This window comes from Nonomuraea sp. NPDC049152 (assembly GCF_040648355.1).
In the GTDB taxonomy this organism is placed as follows: domain Bacteria; phylum Actinomycetota; class Actinomycetes; order Streptosporangiales; family Streptosporangiaceae; genus Nonomuraea.
This window is the reverse complement of record NZ_JBEZDO010000009.1, coordinates 263,253-279,652: the sequence shown is the minus strand read 5'-3', so window position 1 is coordinate 279,652 and position 16,400 is coordinate 263,253. Positions and strand designations below refer to the sequence as shown.

Sequence of the window (16,400 nt, the reverse complement as noted above, 5' to 3'; positions counted from 1 at the left end):
CGCCCTGCGCCGCCTCATCCCGCCGGCGTCCACGCGGTGGCCACCAACTCCACCTCGAAGCCCTGTTCGTTCTCCAGGTAGGCGGCGTAGTGCTCGGGACCGCCCGCGTGCGGGTGCCGGTCGGCGAACATCAGCCGCCAGCCGTGCGCTCCCGCCTCCGCCGCGATCGCGTCGACGTCGTCGGCGTGGAAGGCCAGGTGGTTGAGGCCTGGCCGCATCCTGTCGTACGGCTCCCGCACCCTCGCGGGCGACTCCTCCACGACGATGTAGGTCGCCCCGTGCCGCCACGACCTGCCGCCCTCCCAGTTCTGGAAGGGCTCGTAGCCGAGCCTGGTGAACAGCCAGGTGAAGCCGGGAAGCACCGCGTCGAGCGACTCCACCCACACCTCGACGTGGTGCAGGGTCACGACGAGCCCCTCAGGAAGTCGCGGATCCTCGTCCAGCGCTCGGCGACGCCCGCCTCCGCGCCGTGCCTGGTCGGCTCGTAGTAGCGGCGCTCGCGCACCTCCTCGGGCGCGTAGTCCTGGCGGACCAGGCCGTGCTCGAAGTCGTGGGGGTACTTGTAGCCCTTGCCGTGGCCGAGCTTGGCCGCGCCGGGGTAGTGGGCGTCGCGCAGGTGGCCGGGCACCTGGCCGATCAGGCCGCGGCGCACGTCCTCACCTGCCGCGCCGATGGCCTTCACCACGGCGTTGGACTTGGGCGCCAGCGCGCAGTGGATGACCGCGTGGGCCAGGTTGATGCCCGCCTCCGGCAGCCCGATGAGCTGGACGGCCTGCGCCGCGGCGACCGCGGTCTGCAGGCAGGTGTTGTCGGCCATGCCGACGTCCTCGGAGGCGAAGATGACGATCCTGCGGGCGATGAACCTCGGGTCCTCGCCCGCCTCGATCATGCGCGCGAGGTAGTGGAGCGCGGCGTCGGCGTCGGAGCCTCGCATCGACTTGATGAAGGCGCTGATGACGTCGTAGTGCTGGTCGCCCTGGCGGTCGTAGCGGACGGCCGCCTTGTCGACCGCCTTCTCCACGACCTCGACGGTGATGTCGTCGGCGAGCAGGGCGGCTGCCTCGAGGTAGGTCAGCGAGCGGCGCGCGTCGCCGCCCGCCAGCCGTACCAGGTGCTCCAGCGCCTCGGGGGCGAGCGTGTTGCGGCCTGCGAGGCCGCGCTCGTCGGTGACGGCCCTCTCGAGCACGGCGCGGATGTCGTCGTCGGACAGCGACTCGAGGGTGAGCAGCAGGGAGCGCGACAGCAGCGGCGAGATCACGGAGAAGAAGGGGTTCTCGGTGGTGGCGCCGATGAAGGTGACCCACCGGTTCTCCACGGCGGGCAGCAGGGCGTCCTGCTGGGCCTTGTTGAAGCGGTGCACCTCGTCGACGAACAGCACCGTCTGCCGTCCGGTCATGCCGAGCTCGCGGCGGGCGTTGTCGATGGCCGCCCTGACGTCCTTCACGCCGGCCGACACCGCGGAGATCTCGACGAAGCGGCGCTTGGTGACACCGGCGACGACGTAGGCGAGGGTGGTCTTGCCGGTGCCCGGAGGTCCCCACAGGAACAGCGACATGGGCGCCTCGCTCTCCACGAGCCTGCGGAGCGGCGTGCCCTGGCCGAGCAGGTGGCGCTGGCCGAGCACCTCGTCGAGGGTGCGTGGGCGCATCCGCACCGCCAAGGGCTGGGGGGTGGCCTCCTCAGCGGCCGAATCGAACAGACTCTCCACAAAACGAGCCTACAGGCCCCACACCGCCCTGGCGCCCGAATCCCCTGCTCGGAACACGTAGTAGCCCGCGACCACGGCCAGAACCACCGTCACCGCCGACAAGGCCAACGCGGGCACGCGCCGCTCGGCGCGCGACAGGTAGACCATCAGCAAGGAGGCGACGCCGAGGGAGGCGGTGGTCAGCAGCAGCGGCAGGGCGAAGCTCGCGTGTTCGGAGATGTGCCGGCCGAGTTCCCCCTCCACCTGGGAGAAGCGCGCCTCCTTCAGCGCCTCGCCGCTCTCGCGGGCGGCGAGGACCGCGGCGGGCGCGGCGACGGCGAGCAGCGCGACCGCCCATCCGAGGTGCGGCCGCAGGCGGGGCACGAGAGCGTAGGCCGCGGAGGCGCCGACCAGCAGCGGGGTGAGCACGACCGCGAAGTGGATGATCAGCGGGTGCGCGGGCAGACCAAAGATCTCGTTGAACATTTTACGACTCCGTTCTCATATGACTACGGATCTCACCACGCCGCGGTTCACTGAGAGCGGTTTCTCATGTACTTCTCAGGACATATACCCCATCCGTCCCTCCAGCTTCTTACGTCGAGCACATTCCCAACCCCGATAGCATGCGCGGAGCAGTTTGGTCATGTGTCGGCAAAAGTGGAGGAAATACCGGTGAGCGGCGAAGACCGCCAGAGCGAGCTGGCGCGGGAGCACAAGGAGCGGCAGGCGCAGCGTGCGGCCGAGCAGGCCGCGAAGGCCAAGCGGAACACCTTCATCGGCGCGGGAGTGGCAGTGGCGCTCGTGGCGGGCGGCATCATCGCGGCGACCACGATGCTCGGCACGAGCGACGCCAAGCCCATGGCCGAGGAGTCTCCCTCCGCCTCCCCCACGGCGAGCACCTCGGTGCCCGCGGTGCCGTCGGCCTCCCCCTCCGCCTCGGCGGGGCCGGTCTCGTGCACCTACAAGAAGCAGACCGACGCCGGCGTCCCGACGAAGTTCGTCGGCCTGCCGGGCAGGAAGCCGAACAAGAAGCTCAAGCAGATGACGATCCTCACCAACCGCGGCGAGATCGTCATCGACCTGATGACCGAGCAGGCCCCGTGCGCGGTCAACGCGATGGCCTTCCTCGCCAAGAAGAACTTCTTCGACAACACCAAGTGCCAGCGCCTGGTCACGCCCGACGTGTCCGGCCTGCACCTGCTGCAGTGCGGCGACCCGCTGGCCAAGGCCGACGGCGTCAACCCCACCGACGGGCAGGGCTCGTCCGGCTTCACCTACCCCGACGAGAACATCGGCATGCAGTACAACCAGGGCGTGGTCTTCATCACCCAGCCTTCGGGCGCGGCCGGGCAGAACGGCAGCCAGTTCGCGATCTCGCTGTCCAACGACAACAGCCAGCTGCCCACCGACTACGGCGTGCTCGGGGTGGTCAGCAAGGGCATGGACATGATGCTGGGCCTCGCGAAGGACGGCAAGGACCTCATCGTCAACCCCAACGACATCACCGGTGACGGCGGCACCACCGCGCCGAAGCAGCCGGTCGTCATCAAGGACGTTCGCGTCTCCTAGTGATTCAGGTCACACCAGCGCCTCCGCCCGGCTCGACGGGGGTGGGGGCACGCTGGAGCTGTGACCGACAAACTGCCGTTTGAGTTCTTCTTCTCCCCGGAGTTCAGCGCGGACCCCTACGCGGTCTACTCCGAGCTCCGGGCCAAGGGGCCAGTCCACCCGATCGACTTCCCGCCCGGCGCCACCTCGTTCGTGGTCGTCGACTACGAGTACGCCAGGCCGGCGCTGAACGATCCGCGCCTGTCCAAGAGCCTCGCGAACGGTCCCGAGTGGTTCCGCGACATGATCTCGCAGCAGAACCCGGTGCTGGCCGACAACATGCTGATGTCGGACCCGCCCGACCACACGCGGCTGCGGCGCCTGGTGCAGAAGGCGTTCACCCCGCGCAGGATCGAGGAGCTGCGCCCGCGCGTCCAGCAGATCACCGACGAGCTGATCGACGCGTTCAGCGGCGACAGGATCGAGCTGATCGACGCCTTCGCCTTCCCCCTGCCGATCATCGTGATCTGCGAGCTGCTCGGCATCCCCGACGCCGACAGGGCCGACTTCCGCAGCTGGTCGGGCGCGCTGGTCAACCCGGCCCTCACCGAGGAGCTGTCCAGGCAGCGCGACGAGGCAGGCGCGGCGCTGCGCGCCTACTTCGCCGACCTGATCGCCGAGCGGCGCGCCGCGCCCACCGACGACCTGGTCGGCGCGCTGGTCACCAGCACGGAGCTGAGCGAGCAGGAGCTGGTCTCGACGCTCGCCCTGCTGCTGATCGCCGGGCACGAGACGACCGTCAACCTCATCGGCAACGGCATGCTGGCTCTGCTGCGCAACCGTGACCAGCTCGACTTGCTGCGCGCCAAGCCCGAGCTGCTGCCGAACGCGGTCGAGGAGTTCCTGCGCTTCGACGCCCCCGTCGAGCGCGGCACCTTCCGCATGGCGCTGGAAGACATGGAGATCGCCGGGACGCCCATCCCGAAGGGCAGCTTCGTGCACGTCTCGATCGGCGCGGCAGGCCGCGACCCCAAGGCCTTCGAGCAGGCCGACGCGCTCGACGTCACCCGCTCCGACAACCGCCACGTCGCCTTCGGGCACGGCATCCACTTCTGCCTCGGCGCCCCACTGGCCCGGATGGAGGGCCAGATCGCCTTCGGCTCGCTGCTCGGCCGGCTGCCGGACATCCGGCTCGGCTGCGAGGAGAAGGAGCTCACCTGGCGCTTCAGCGGCTCCATCCTGCGTTCCCTGTCCGCCCTCCCGGTAACGATCTAGGGTGGCTGGCGTGCCGGACAAACTACCCTTCGAGTTCCTGTTCACTCCCGAGTTCAGCAGGAACCCCTACGCCGTCTACACCCCGCTACGGGGTGAGGGACCGGTCTTCCCGATCGACTTCCCGCCAGGCTTCGAGGCGTACCTGATCATCGATCACGAGCACGGCAAGGCCGCGCTGAACGACCCGCGCCTGTCGAAGGACATGCTGCGCTTCAGCGACTACTTCCGGGCGATCGCCACAGAGGACGACATCCTCTTCGACTCCAACATGCTCTCCGTCGACCCCCCCGACCACACGCGGCTGCGCAGGATCGTCTCCAAGGCCTTCACCCCGCGCAGGGTGGAGGAGCTGCGCCCGCGCGTCCAGCAGATCACCGACGAGCTGATCTCCTCCTTCGAGGGCGGCAGGGCCGAACTGCTCGACGAGTTCGCCTTCCCGCTGCCGATCATCGTGATCTGCGAGCTGCTCGGCGTGCCCGCGAACGACCGCGACCTGTTCAGGGAGTGGTCGGCGTTGCTGGTCAACCCGACCTTCGAGCCGGAGGAGTTGGAAAGGCGCAGGGCGGCGGCCCGCGCGACCACCGCCTACTTCCGTGAGCTGAGCCAGGAGCGCAGGGCCGAGCCGCGCGAGGACCTGATCAGCGCGCTGGTCGCCATGGACGAGCTGACGGACAAGGAGCTCATCTCCACGCTCAGCCTGCTGCTCATCGCGGGCCACGAGACGACCGTCAACCTCATCGGCAACGGCGTGCTCGCGCTGCTGCGCAACCCCGGCCAACTCGACCTGCTGCGCGCCAAGCCCGAGCTGCTGCCGAACGCGGTCGAGGAGTTCCTGCGCTACGACGGCCCCGTCGAGCGCTCCACTCCGCGCTTCGCCGCCGAGGACCTGGAGATCGCGGGCACCCACATCCCTCAGGGCTCCATGGTGCACGTCTCGCTGGGCGCGGTGGGCCGAGACCCGTCGGTCTTCGCCGAGCCCGACACGCTCGACATCACCCGCTCGGACAACAGGCACGTCGCCTTCGGGCACGGCATCCACTTCTGCCTCGGCGCCCCGCTGGCCCGCATGGAGGGTCAGATCGCCATCGGCACGCTGCTCGACCGGCTGCCGGACCTGGAGCTGGGGTGCGCGGAGGAGGAGCTGAGTTGGCGGCTGACCGGCTCGGTCGTCCGCGGCCTCGCCAGGCTTCCCGTCCGCTTCTGAACGACGATGAGCCGGTACGGCAGGCCGTACCGGCTCATCGGCCCGTCAGGTTACGCGTCGTCCTTCGGCTTGGCGTCGACGCCCGCCTCCTTGCGCTGCTCGGGCGTGATCGGCGTGGGCGCCGCCGTCAGCGGGTCGAAGCCCGAGGCGGTCTTCGGGAAGGCGATCACGTCGCGGATCGACTCGCCGCCCGCCAGCAGCATGCAGATCCTGTCCCAGCCGTAGGCGATGCCGCCGTGCGGGGGCGGGCCGTACTTGAACGCCTCCAGCAGGAAGCCGAACTTCGACTCGGCCTCCTCCTTGGAGATGCCGAGCACGTCGAAGACGCGCTGCTGCATCTCGGCGCGGTGGATACGGATCGAGCCGCCGCCGATCTCCATGCCGTTGCAGACCATGTCGTAGGCGTAGGCCAGCGCCTCGCCCGGGTGGTCCTGGAAGGTGTCGGCCCACTCGGGCTTCGGCCCGGTGAACGGGTGGTGGACCGCGGTCCAGCCGCCCTCGCCGTCCTCCTCGAACATGGGCGCGTCGATCACCCACAGGAACGACCACTGCGACTCGTCGATCAGGCCGCAGCGGCGGCCGATCTCGAGCCTGGCCGCGCCGAGCAGGTCGCGTGAGCTGTTGCGGGGGCCGGCGGCGAAGAAGATCGCGTCACCCGGCTCGGCGCCCACCTTGTCCGCCAGCCCAGCGGCCTCGGCCGGCGACAGGTTCTTGGCGACGGGGCCGCCGAGCGTGCCGTCCTCCTGAACCAGCACGTAGGCCAGACCGCGGGCGCCGCGGGACTTGGCCCACTCCTGCCAGCCGTCGAGCTCCTTGCGGGTCTGCGAGGCCCCGCCCGGCATGACGACGGCGCCGACGTAGTGGGCCTGGAAGACGCGGAAGGTGGTGTTCGCGAAGTACTCCGTCATGTCGACGAGCTCCTGGCCGAAGCGCAGGTCGGGCTTGTCGGAGCCGTAGCGGGCCATCGCGTCGGCGTAGGTCATGCGCGGCAGCGGCGTGGGGATCTCGTAGCCGAGGATCTCCTTCCAGATCCGCCCGATCAGCGCCTCGCCGACCCCGATCACGTCCTCCTGGTCCACGAAGGACATCTCGACGTCGATCTGGGTGAACTCGGGCTGCCGGTCGGCGCGCAGGTCCTCGTCGCGGTAGCACTTGGCCAGCTGGTAGTAACGCTCGAGGCCGCCCACCTGCAGCAGCTGCTTGAACAGCTGGGGCGACTGCGGCAGCGCGTACCAGTTGCCGGGCTGCAGCCGGACCGGCACCAGGAAGTCGCGGGCGCCCTCGGGGGTCGAGCGGGTCAGCGTCGGCGTCTCGACGTAGACGAAGCCGTGCTCGTTCATCACCTCGTTGGCCAGGTAGGTGGCCTTGGAGCGGATCCGCATCGCGTGGGCGACCTGCTGGCGGCGGATGTCGAGGTAGCGGTAGCGCAGGCGCGCCTCCTCCGACACCCCCGTGCTGCCCTCGATGGGGAACGGCAGCGGCGCGGCCTCGCTCAGCACCTCGACCTTGGTGGCGACGACCTCGATCTCGCCGGTGGGCAGGTCGGCGTTGGCGTTGCCCTCCGGCCTGACCCTGACCTCGCCGATCACCTTCACGCAGTACTCGCTGCGCAGGCCGTGGGCGTCGTCCTCCTCGCGGAAGACCACCTGCGAGGAGCCGGAGGCGTCGCGCAGGTCGATGAAGACCACCCCGCCGTGGTCACGGCGGCGGGCCACCCAGCCCGCCAGCGTCACCTGCTGCCCGGCGTGCTCCTTGCGGAGCTCCCCGGCCTTGTGCGTGCGAATCACTGCAGCTTTCCCTTCAAGACGTCAGCGACCTGGGCCAGCGGCACCTCGGTCTGCTCTGCGGTGGTCAGGTCCTTCACTTGTACGGCTTGCGCCGCCAGGTCACGATCGCCGAGGATCAGCGCGAACCGGGCGCCCGAACGGTCGGCCCCCTTCATCGCGCCCTTCAGCCCCTTGCCGCCGAAGGCCATGTCGGCCGTGACGCCCGCCGTGCGGAGCTCCTCGACGAGCAGGAACATCCGGCGGCGCGCCTCGTCACCCAGCGGGACACCGTACACCTGGACGCGGCTGCCGGCGTCGTCGTCGAGCAGCCCCTCGGCCTCCATCGCCAGAAGCGTCCGGTCGACGCCGAGCGCCCAGCCGACGCTGGGCAGCGAAGGTCCGCCGATCATCTCGCTGAGCCCGTCGTAGCGCCCGCCACCGCCGACGGCCGACTGCGAGCCGAGCCCGTCGTGGACGAACTCGAAGGTCGTGCGGGTGTAGTAGTCGAGGCCGCGCACCAGGCGCGGGTCGTCGGTGAAGGGCACCTCGCAGGCGGTCAGCAGGGCGCGGACCTCCTCGTGGTAGGCCTTGCACGCCTCGCACAGGTGGTCGATCACCAGCGGCGCGCCCTTGAGCTGCTCCTGCACCTCGGGGCGCTTGTCGTCGAGCACGCGCAACGGGTTGATCTCGATCCTGGCCCTGGTCTCCTCGTCGAGGTCGAGGGCGCGCAGGAAGTCCTGCAGCGCGGCCCGGTAGACCGGGCGGCACACCTTGTCGCCGAGGGAGTTGACCAGCAGGGTGACGTTGCGCAGGCCGAGGTCGCGAAAGCCGCGCCAGGCCAGCACGATCAGCTCGGCGTCGAGGGCCGGGTCCTCCGCTCCGAGCGCCTCGGCGCCCACCTGCCAGAAGTGGCGGTAGCGGCCCTTCTGCGCGCGCTCGTAGCGGAACTGGCTGCCCGAGTACCACAGCTTCACCGGCAGCTGGCCCGTGTGCAGGTTGTGCTGCAGGACGGCGCGCACGACGGAGGCGGTGCCCTCGGGGCGCAGGGTCAGCGACCTGCCCGCCTTGTCGGGGAAGGTGTACATCTCCTTGGACACGACGTCGGTGGACTCGCCGACGCCGCGCTTGAACAGCTCGGTGTCCTCGAAGACGGGCGTCTCGATGTAGCCGTAGCCCGCCTGCCGTAGGGGAGAGACGAGAGTCTCGCGCACGGCGAGGACCCGCTCGGAGCGGGGCGGCAGCCAGTCGAAGGTGCCCTTGGGTGCTTGGAAAGTCATCAGATCCCTCGTGTGGGACCGGCGTGCGGCGCAGCTTCCTTGAGATAAGGGTTGGAAGCGCGCTCGCGGCCGATCGTGGTCTGCGGTCCGTGGCCCGGCAGGACGACCGTCTCGTCCGGCAGCGGCAGGCACTTGGCGGCCAGGCTGCGCAGGATCGTCGGATAGTCGCCGCCCGGCAGGTCAGAGCGGCCGATGGAGCCGGCGAACAGCAGGTCGCCCGAGAACATGATCTCCTCTGGGGGCAGCCTGAAACTCACCGACCCCCTGGTATGGCCGGGGGTGTGGTCGACCACGAACTCCATCCCCGCGAGCTCCATGACCGCGCCGTCGGACAGCTCGCGCACGTCGTCGGGCTCGCTCAGCGTGATGCCCCCGAACAGCTGGCTGGAGGTCGGCGACCAGCCCGCGGCGGGATCGCTCAGCAGGTGGCGGTCCTCGGGGTGGATCCAGGCCGGGATGTCGCGCGCGCCGCACACGGGGGCGACCGACCAGACGTGGTCGAGGTGACCGTGGGTGAGAAGGACCGCGACGGGCTTCAGCCGGTGCTCGCGGAGCAGGTCGTCGACGCCGTCGACGGCGTCCTGTCCGGGGTCGACGATCACGCACTCCTCGCCGGCGGCTGGCGCCACGAGGTAGCAGTTGGACTGGAACGCCCCTGCGGGGAAGCCTGCGATGAGCATCTGCCTCGGCTGAGTCTCGTCAAGAAAGCGGATGAGAATGTAACCGAAGCGTACCGGTGCTGGCCGCCGGGCTGCGAACCATTACCCGTTGGCCGATACGATTCGCCCACCTCAGTTGATTTGATAGGGAGGCAAAGCGGTGTCCACGGGCAAGGACCGCCAGCGTCAGCTGGCACGTGAGCACTACGAGCGGCAGATGCAGCGTCGTGTCGAACGCGAAACCAAGGCCAAGCGCACCGCCGTGATCGGATCGACCGTGGGCGTCCTCGTGGTCGTGGGCGGCGTGATCGCTGCGGTCACCCTTCTCGGCGGCGGAGACGACACCTCTGCCTCGGAGGCGACGCCGTCGGCCGCCCCCTCCGCCTCGACGTCGGCCGTGGCGGGCCCCAAGCCATTCGACCCCGCGACGGGCGAGTGCGGCTACCTCGCCGACACCAGCGGCACGGTCAAGGACGTCGGGCTGCCGCCCGCCAAGGCCGAGGCCAAGGACGCGACCATGACGCTCAAGACGAGCCAGGGCGACATCGTCGTCGAGCTCAACGGCGTCAAGGCCCCCTGCACCGTCAACTCGCTCAAGCACCTGGCCGCCAAGAAGTACTACAACGGCAGCAAGTGCCACCGCCTGGGCAGCGCGCAGTTCCCGATGCTGCAGTGCGGCGACCCGACGGCCAAGGCCGACGGCAAGGCGCAGGGCGACGGCCAGGGCGGCCCCGGCTACCGGCTGGCCGAGGAGAACCTGGAGGGCGCCACCTACAAGCGCGGCGTCATGGCGATGGCCAAGACCAGCGAGCCCGGCACCACGGGCAGCCAGTTCTTCCTGGTCTTCGGCGACATCGGGCTGAGCCCCGATTACACGCCTGTCGGTACCATCACCAAGGGTCTCGACATTCTCGACAAGGTCAACAAGGCGGGCGTCATCGCTCCTGGCCAGGACGGCACCGGCGCACCAAAGGAGACTGTCGAAATCAAAGACGTGACAATCTCTGCCAAGAGCTGACGTAATACAACTAGGGGCAGTAGTCCCCGAAGGGTCTGATGAGAGTGCGGGAGGACACGGTGAGCACCGACCCGTGGGGCCGGGTAGACGACGACGGCACCGTCTACGTGCGTACGGCCGAGGGAGAGCGGGCCGTCGGGTCCTGGCAGGCCGGTGAGCCCGAAGAAGCGCTGGCCTACTTCCACCGCAAGTACGACGAGCTGGCGGGCCAGGTCCAGCTGCTCGAGCAGCGGGTCAAGGGCACCGACCTGGCTCCTGCGCAGGCCGAGGCAACCATCGTCAAGCTGCGCGAGGCCGTGGCCGACGCGCACGCCATCGGCGACCTCGGCGCGCTCGTCCAGCGCCTCGACGCGCTGACCGAGCTGGTCGCCAAGCGCCGCGAAGAGGTCAAGGCGGCGCGTGACGTGGCCAGGGCCGAGGCCAAGGCGGTCAAGGAGCGCATCGTCGCCGAGGCCGAGCGGATCGCCGAGGAGACCACCCACTGGAAGTCCGGTGGCGAGCGCCTGCGCCAGCTGGTGGAGGAGTGGAAGGCCGCCGAGCGCATCGACCGCGTCACCGAGGCCACCCTGTGGAAGCGGCTGTCGGCCGCCCGCACGGCCTTCGCCAAGCGGCGCAAGGTCTACTTCGCGGGGCTCGACGAGCAGCGCGAGGGTATCCGCGCCTACAAGGAGCGGATCGTGGTCGAGGCGGAGGCGCTGGCCGACTCCACCGACTGGGGTCAGACGGCCGCCGTCTACCGCGAGCTCATGCAGCAGTGGAAGTCGGCGGGCAGGGCCTCCCGCGAGGCCGAGGACGAGCTGTGGGGCCGTTTCAAGGCCGCGCAGGACCAGTTCTTCCACGCCCGTTCGGCGGTCTTCGCCGAGCGTGACGCCTCGCTGGCGGCCAACGCGGAGGCCAAGGAGGTACTGCTGGCCGAGGCGGAGAAGATCCTGCCCGTGACCGACCCGCGCGCCGCACGCGCCTCGCTGCGCACGATGCTGGAGCGCTGGGAGGCCGTCGGCCCCGTGCCGCGCGAGCAGCGCGACCGTCTGGAGGGCGGCCTGCGCCGCGTCGACGAGGCGGTCCGCAAGGCCGAGGAGGCGGAGTGGAAGCGCTCCAACCCCGAGGCGAGGGCGCGCGCGCAGAGCGCGGTCGACCAGCTGCGCACCTCGATCGAGCAGCTGGAGAAGAAGCTCGGCAAGGCCCAGGCCGCCGGGCGCGCCAAGGACGTCACGGACGCCGAGGAGGCGTTGGCGGCCCGCCGTTCGTGGCTGGAGGAGGCCGAGCGCACGCTCGCCGAGTTCAGCTGATCTCACGGGCTCCGGGCCGACGTCGTCGCCCGGAGCCCGGAAGGCCGTTTTCCCGCCGAATACACTCCGAGAGTCAATCTTTCCCGATTGTCGCGGAAAATCGCGCAAAAATGTGATCACACAGGGTCATTGGGCCTCCCCTTTCTTTCTCTTTTCTTCTTACGATCACAGGACTCTCAGCGATATCGGCGAAAGGGGTCAAGATGACGATCGAGATCAAGCCCGTCGAAGAGGTAGAGACGACCGGTAACAGCAACAGCTGCTGAACCCGTTCGTGTGGGGCCTCGCGAGAGGCCTCACACCACCTCTCACGGAGTCCCGCCCATGCGCGAACGGATTCAGGTGAATCCGGCGTTCCCCTTGTTCATTGACGATTCCCGCGAGCAGGTCAGGCTCGGCGACTTTCCGCCGACGGGCCGCGTGCTCTCATCCGCGGAAAAGCCGCTGCGCGAGTTGTTCAGGCTCTGCGCCAGGCGTCCTCGTGCGCGGGAGGAGCTTTACCGGCTGCTCGACGGCGTCACTCCCGGCGAGATAGACGCGGCCGTCGGCCAGTTGCTCGCCGCGCGTCTCCTGGTCACCGAGAGCGATCTGTCCGCGCTGACCGCCGACGACCGGCTTTCCAGGCAGGCGCTGTTCCTGTCGATGTTCCATCCCGCGGACCGGGCGGTCGCCGCCATGCGTGACCTGGCCGCCCGGCGGATCACCGTGCTCGGCGCGGGTGCCATCGGCGGCGCGGTCGCCGTCCAGCTCGTCACCGCGGGCGTGCGGCGGCTGACGCTCGTCGACGACGACCGGGTCGAGCCGTCCAACCTGCACCGCCAGCACCTCTACACCACCGCCGACCTCGGCAGGCCCAAGGTCGCCGCGGCCGCCGCCAGGCTGCGTGCGCACCGGCCCGACGCGGAGATCGTCGAGGTCGAGCGGCGCGTCGAGGGACCGGACGACGTCCCCGTCGAGGGCGCGGACTTCGTGGTCAACACCGTCGACACCCCGCAGCCGCACATCCTCCGCTGGGTCAACAGGGCCTGCGTCCGGGCGGGCGTGCCGTTCGTGACCGGCGGGTTCAACCAGCACGTCGGCCTGGTCGGCCCGCTCGTGGTGCCGGGAAGGACCGGCTGCCTCGCGTGCAGGGAGCGCACGCTCGCCGAGCGGTACGGCTCGGCCGAACTGCCTGCCGCCGACAACGCCGGCAGGACGATCCCCGCCTTCGGCCCTCTCTGCGCGGCCGTCTCGGGCCTGCTGGCCGCCGAGATCGTCCGCCACCTGACCGGTACGGGCGCGCCCGCCATCGAGGGCAGGACCGTCCACCTGGACCTGCTCGACCTGACCACCACCGCGCACGCCTTCGAGCGCCTCCAGGACTGCGAGGTCTGCGGGTGAGACCCGACCTGACCTTCCTCAGCGTGGTCGAGGACGGTCCCGACGACTACGTGGTGGGCAACGGCGCGACGTTCGTCAACGTGCCTGGCATCGCCGCCAAGGTGCTGGCGCTGCTGGACGGCACCAGGACCGTCGAGGAGGTCAGGAGGGAGGTGCTGGAGCGCCACGGCGCCGACGTGGACGTGGCGGCCTTCGTCGGCGGCCTGGCCGGCGTAGGGCTGCTCAAGGAAGCCGACCTCCCGCCGAGCCCGTGGGACCGGGTCAGGCCTGGACACGTGCGCTGGCTCTTCTCCCCCGTGGCCAACGCCGTCGTCGCGCTGACGACGCTCTGCGCGGTCGCGGCCGTCGTCGCCAGACCACGGATCGTGTCCGGCATGTCGGGCCTGGTATGGGCGAACAGCCTGACCTTCACGCTGGCCTTCGCGGCCGGCTCGTGGGTGCTCGTCTTCGCCCACGAGCTCAGCCACATCCTGGCGGCCCGCTCGCTCGGCGTGCGGGCGGTGCTCTCGCTCGGCACCCGCCTGCAGTTCCTCGTCGTGCAGACCAACGTCACCGGCGTCTGGCGGCTGCCCCGCCGCGCCCGCTACCGCGCCCACCTGGCGGGCATGCGCACCGACCTGTTCCTGCTCGCCGCCGGCGCCTGCGCGCTGTACGTCACGGAGAACGCCATGGCCCGCCTGGTGATGGTCATCTGCGCCTCGCAGATCGTCTGGCAGTTCATGTTCTTCATGCGCACCGACGTCTACTACGCCTTCGCCAACGCCACGGGCAACAAGAACCTCATGGCCGACGCCCAGACCTACCTGCGCCGCCGGGGCGAGGAGGCCCGGCGCGGCGTGCGCGTCTACGCCTGGTTCCTGGTCGGCGGCCGGGTGCTGGGGCTGGCCTTCCTGCTCGGCTACACCGTCCCGATCACGGTCGCGGTGTGCGGGCAGGCCGTAGCCGAACTCGGCACCTCGGTGCAGCCCCTGCTCACGCTGGCGATCGTCGCCTTCGGCTGGGGGCTCTACGTGTGGGTCTTCATCCGCCAGAGGCTCCGCTGACCCGGTAGACGTCGTAGACGCCCTGGATGTTGCGCACCGCCTTGAGCACGTGGCCCAGGTGCTTGGGATCGCCCATCTCGAAGGTGAACTTGCTGACCGCCACCCTGTCGCGCGAGGTGGTCACCGACGCCGACAGGATGTTGACGTGCTGGTCGGACAGCGTGCGCGTGACGTCCGACAGCAGGCGGGGCCGGTCGAGCGCCTCCACCTGGATCGCCACCAGGAACACCGAGTCCTCGTTGGGCGCCCACTTCACCTCGACGAGACGGTCGGGCTGCTCCTTGAGCTGCTCGACGTTGGAGCAGTCGGAGCGGTGCACCGACACGCCGTGGCCGCGGGTGACGAAGCCGACGATGTCATCGCCGGGCACGGGGGTGCAGCAGCGCGAGAGCCGTACCCACACGTCGGAGTCGCCCGCCACGACGACGCCCGCGCCGCCGCCGCCCCTGGGACGGCGGCTGAGCCTGGTCGGCAGCGAGACCTCGGCGAGGTCCTCCTCGGCGCTGTCGACGCCGCCGATGGAGGTCACGAGCTTCTGCACGACCGCCTGCGCGGCGATGTGCCCCTCGCCGACGGCCGCGTAGAGGGCGGAGACGTCCGGGTAGCGCAGGTCGCGGGCGAGGGCGAGCAGAGCCTCGCCCGACATGAGCCGCTGCAGCGGCAGGCCCTGCTTGCGCATGGCCCTGCCGATGGCCTCCTTGCCCGCCTCGATCGCGGTCTCGCGGCGCTCCTTGGAGAACCACTGCCTGATCTTGTTGCGGGCGCGGCCCGACTTGACGAACTTCAGCCAGTCGCGCGAGGGGCCCGCGTCGGGTGACTTGGAAGTGAAGATCTCGACGGTGTCGCCGTTGCCCAGGCGCGACTCCAGCGGCACCAGGCGGCCGTTGACGCGGGCGCCGATGCACCGGTGGCCCACCTCGGTGTGGACGGCGTAGGCGAAGTCGACGGGCGTCGCGCCCTCCGGCAGCGCCACCACCTGGCCGCGCGGGGTGAAGACGTACACCTCCGACACCGACAGGTCGAAGCGCAGCGACTCCAGGAACTCTCCAGGGTCGGAGGTCTCCTTCTGCCAGTCGAGGAGCTGGCGCAGCCAGGCCATGTCGCCGCCCGGCTTGACCTTGCCCGAGGGGCCGGGAGCGCCCGCCTCCTCCTTGTACTTCCAGTGGGCGGCCACGCCGTACTCGGCCCTGTGGTGCATCGCGTGCGTGCGGATCTGCAGCTCGACGGGCTTGCCCTCGGGACCGATCACCGTGGTGTGCAGCGACTGGTACATGTTGAACTTGGGCATCGCGATGTAGTCCTTGAACCGGCCGGGCACCGGGTTCCACCGCGCGTGGATCGTTCCGAGCGCCGCATAGCAGTCGCGGACCGAGTCGACCAGGACCCTGATGCCCACCAGGTCGTAGATGTCGTCGAAGGCCACGTCGCGGGCGATCATCTTCTGGTAGACCGAGTAGTAGTGCTTCGGCCTGCCCTTGACCACCGCGCGGATCTTGGCGTCGCGCAGGTCGGCCGAGACCTTCTCGATGACCTCCTGCAGGAACAGGTCCCTGCGCGGGGCCCGCTCGGAGACCATGCGGGCGATCTCGTCGTAGCGCTTGGGATAGAGCATCGCGAACGCGAGGTCCTCGAGCTCCCACTTGATCGTGTTCATGCCCAGGCGGTGGGCCAGCGGGGCGAAGATCTCCAGCGTCTCGCGGGACTTCTGCTGCCGCTTGTGCTCCGGCAGGTAGCGCATCGTGCGCATGTTGTGGAGGCGGTCGGCGAGCTTGATGACCAGCACCCTGATGTCGCGCGACATCGCCACGACCATCTTGCGCACCGTCTCGGCCTGCGCGGCGTCACCGAACTTGACCTTGTCGAGCTTGGTGACGCCGTCGACCAGCAGCCCGATCTTGTCGCCGAAGTCGCCGCGCAGCTCGTCGAGGCTGTAGGCGGTGTCCTCGACCGTGTCGTGCAACAGGGCCGCGCACAGCGTCTCGTCGTCGGTGCCCAGCTCGGCCAGGATCGTCGCCACGGCCAGCGGGTGGGTGATGTACGGGTCGCCGCTCTTCCGCTTCTGGTCGCGGTGATGGTAGGCGGCCACATCGTAGGCACGCTCGATGAGGCGCAGGTCAGCCTTGGGATGGGTGGCGCGGACCGTCCGGAACAGCGGCTCCAGCACCGGATTCATGGCCCCACCCCCAAACCGTCGTCGACGCACCGCTGGAACGCCGGACCCTCCATCGGAATTTCCGGCGTCGGTTACGTC

Annotated in this window: 14 protein-coding genes; 7 read left to right on the top strand and 7 right to left on the bottom strand. The window is 69.8% G+C overall.

Features of this window, described 5'->3' with window-relative positions:
- Positions 1 to 14: 14 nt before the first annotated feature.
- From AB0B45_RS19300 to AB0B45_RS19290, 3 genes are all read right to left on the bottom strand, one after another.
- Positions 15 to 407, bottom strand: coding sequence for a VOC family protein (locus AB0B45_RS19300; RefSeq protein WP_358132166.1), 393 nt, complete (start codon positions 405 to 407; stop codon positions 15 to 17).
- On the bottom strand, positions 404 to 1,648 hold the full coding sequence (locus AB0B45_RS19295) for a replication-associated recombination protein A (protein ID WP_358132226.1): 1,245 nt from the start codon (positions 1,646 to 1,648) through the stop codon (positions 404 to 406). Before AB0B45_RS19295 ends, AB0B45_RS19300 begins: the two co-directional genes overlap by 4 nt.
- Positions 1,649 to 1,717: 69 nt before the next feature.
- On the bottom strand, positions 1,718 to 2,173 hold the full coding sequence (locus AB0B45_RS19290; RefSeq protein ID WP_358132164.1) for a DUF2231 domain-containing protein: 456 nt from the start codon (positions 2,171 to 2,173) through the stop codon (positions 1,718 to 1,720).
- A 189-nt stretch (positions 2,174 to 2,362) separates the two neighbouring features.
- Between AB0B45_RS19290 and AB0B45_RS19285 the strand changes: the two genes are divergently transcribed.
- From AB0B45_RS19285 to AB0B45_RS19275, 3 genes are read left to right on the top strand one after another with little or no spacing between them, the layout of a single operon-like run.
- On the top strand, positions 2,363 to 3,259 hold the full coding sequence (locus AB0B45_RS19285; protein WP_358132162.1) for a peptidylprolyl isomerase: 897 nt from the start codon (positions 2,363 to 2,365) through the stop codon (positions 3,257 to 3,259).
- 60 nt (positions 3,260 to 3,319) lie between these two features.
- On the top strand, positions 3,320 to 4,513 hold the full coding sequence (locus AB0B45_RS19280; RefSeq protein WP_358132160.1) for a cytochrome P450: 1,194 nt from the start codon (positions 3,320 to 3,322) through the stop codon (positions 4,511 to 4,513).
- Between the two features lie 10 nt (positions 4,514 to 4,523).
- Positions 4,524 to 5,717 (top strand): cytochrome P450, encoded by a 1,194-nt coding sequence (locus tag AB0B45_RS19275; RefSeq protein ID WP_358132159.1) that lies wholly within the window; start codon positions 4,524 to 4,526, stop codon positions 5,715 to 5,717.
- A gap of 50 nt (positions 5,718 to 5,767) precedes the next feature.
- On the opposite strand, the gene aspS is transcribed toward AB0B45_RS19275, so the two are convergent.
- From aspS to AB0B45_RS19260, 3 genes are read right to left on the bottom strand one after another with little or no spacing between them, the layout of a single operon-like run.
- Positions 5,768 to 7,504, bottom strand: coding sequence for an aspartate--tRNA ligase (gene aspS, locus AB0B45_RS19270; RefSeq protein ID WP_358132157.1), 1,737 nt, complete (start codon positions 7,502 to 7,504; stop codon positions 5,768 to 5,770).
- On the bottom strand, positions 7,501 to 8,760 hold the full coding sequence (gene hisS / locus AB0B45_RS19265; RefSeq protein WP_358132155.1) for a histidine--tRNA ligase: 1,260 nt from the start codon (positions 8,758 to 8,760) through the stop codon (positions 7,501 to 7,503). Before hisS ends, aspS begins: the two co-directional genes overlap by 4 nt.
- Complete coding sequence (locus AB0B45_RS19260) at positions 8,760 to 9,440, bottom strand: MBL fold metallo-hydrolase (protein WP_358132153.1); 681 nt, start codon at positions 9,438 to 9,440, stop codon at positions 8,760 to 8,762. Before AB0B45_RS19260 ends, hisS begins: the two co-directional genes overlap by 1 nt.
- A gap of 139 nt (positions 9,441 to 9,579) precedes the next feature.
- On the opposite strand from AB0B45_RS19260, the gene AB0B45_RS19255 reads away from it, so the two are divergent.
- The 4 genes from AB0B45_RS19255 to AB0B45_RS19240 all read left to right on the top strand — a co-directional run bounded on the left by AB0B45_RS19255 (position 9,580) and on the right by AB0B45_RS19240 (position 14,149).
- Entirely contained in the window at positions 9,580 to 10,437 is an 858-nt protein-coding gene (locus AB0B45_RS19255; RefSeq protein WP_358132151.1) for a peptidylprolyl isomerase, read from the top strand.
- A 38-nt stretch (positions 10,438 to 10,475) separates the two neighbouring features.
- Positions 10,476 to 11,726 carry a DUF349 domain-containing protein gene (locus tag AB0B45_RS19250; protein WP_358132149.1) on the top strand — a complete coding sequence of 417 codons (1,251 nt, stop codon included), beginning with the start codon at positions 10,476 to 10,478 and terminating at the stop codon, positions 11,724 to 11,726.
- A gap of 324 nt (positions 11,727 to 12,050) precedes the next feature.
- Entirely contained in the window at positions 12,051 to 13,106 is a 1,056-nt protein-coding gene (locus AB0B45_RS19245) for a TOMM precursor leader peptide-binding protein (RefSeq protein WP_358132147.1), read from the top strand.
- Complete coding sequence (locus tag AB0B45_RS19240) at positions 13,103 to 14,149, top strand: PqqD family protein (RefSeq protein ID WP_358132145.1); 1,047 nt, start codon at positions 13,103 to 13,105, stop codon at positions 14,147 to 14,149. Before AB0B45_RS19245 ends, AB0B45_RS19240 begins: the two co-directional genes overlap by 4 nt.
- Here AB0B45_RS19240 and AB0B45_RS19235 read toward each other — a convergent pair.
- The gene (locus AB0B45_RS19235) at positions 14,127 to 16,322 is read right to left on the bottom strand and encodes a bifunctional (p)ppGpp synthetase/guanosine-3',5'-bis(diphosphate) 3'-pyrophosphohydrolase (protein ID WP_358132143.1); all 2,196 of its coding nucleotides are present in this window, start codon (positions 16,320 to 16,322) and stop codon (positions 14,127 to 14,129) included. The two genes, AB0B45_RS19240 and AB0B45_RS19235, sit on opposite strands and share 23 nt — an antisense overlap.
- Positions 16,323 to 16,400 lie beyond the last annotated feature (78 nt).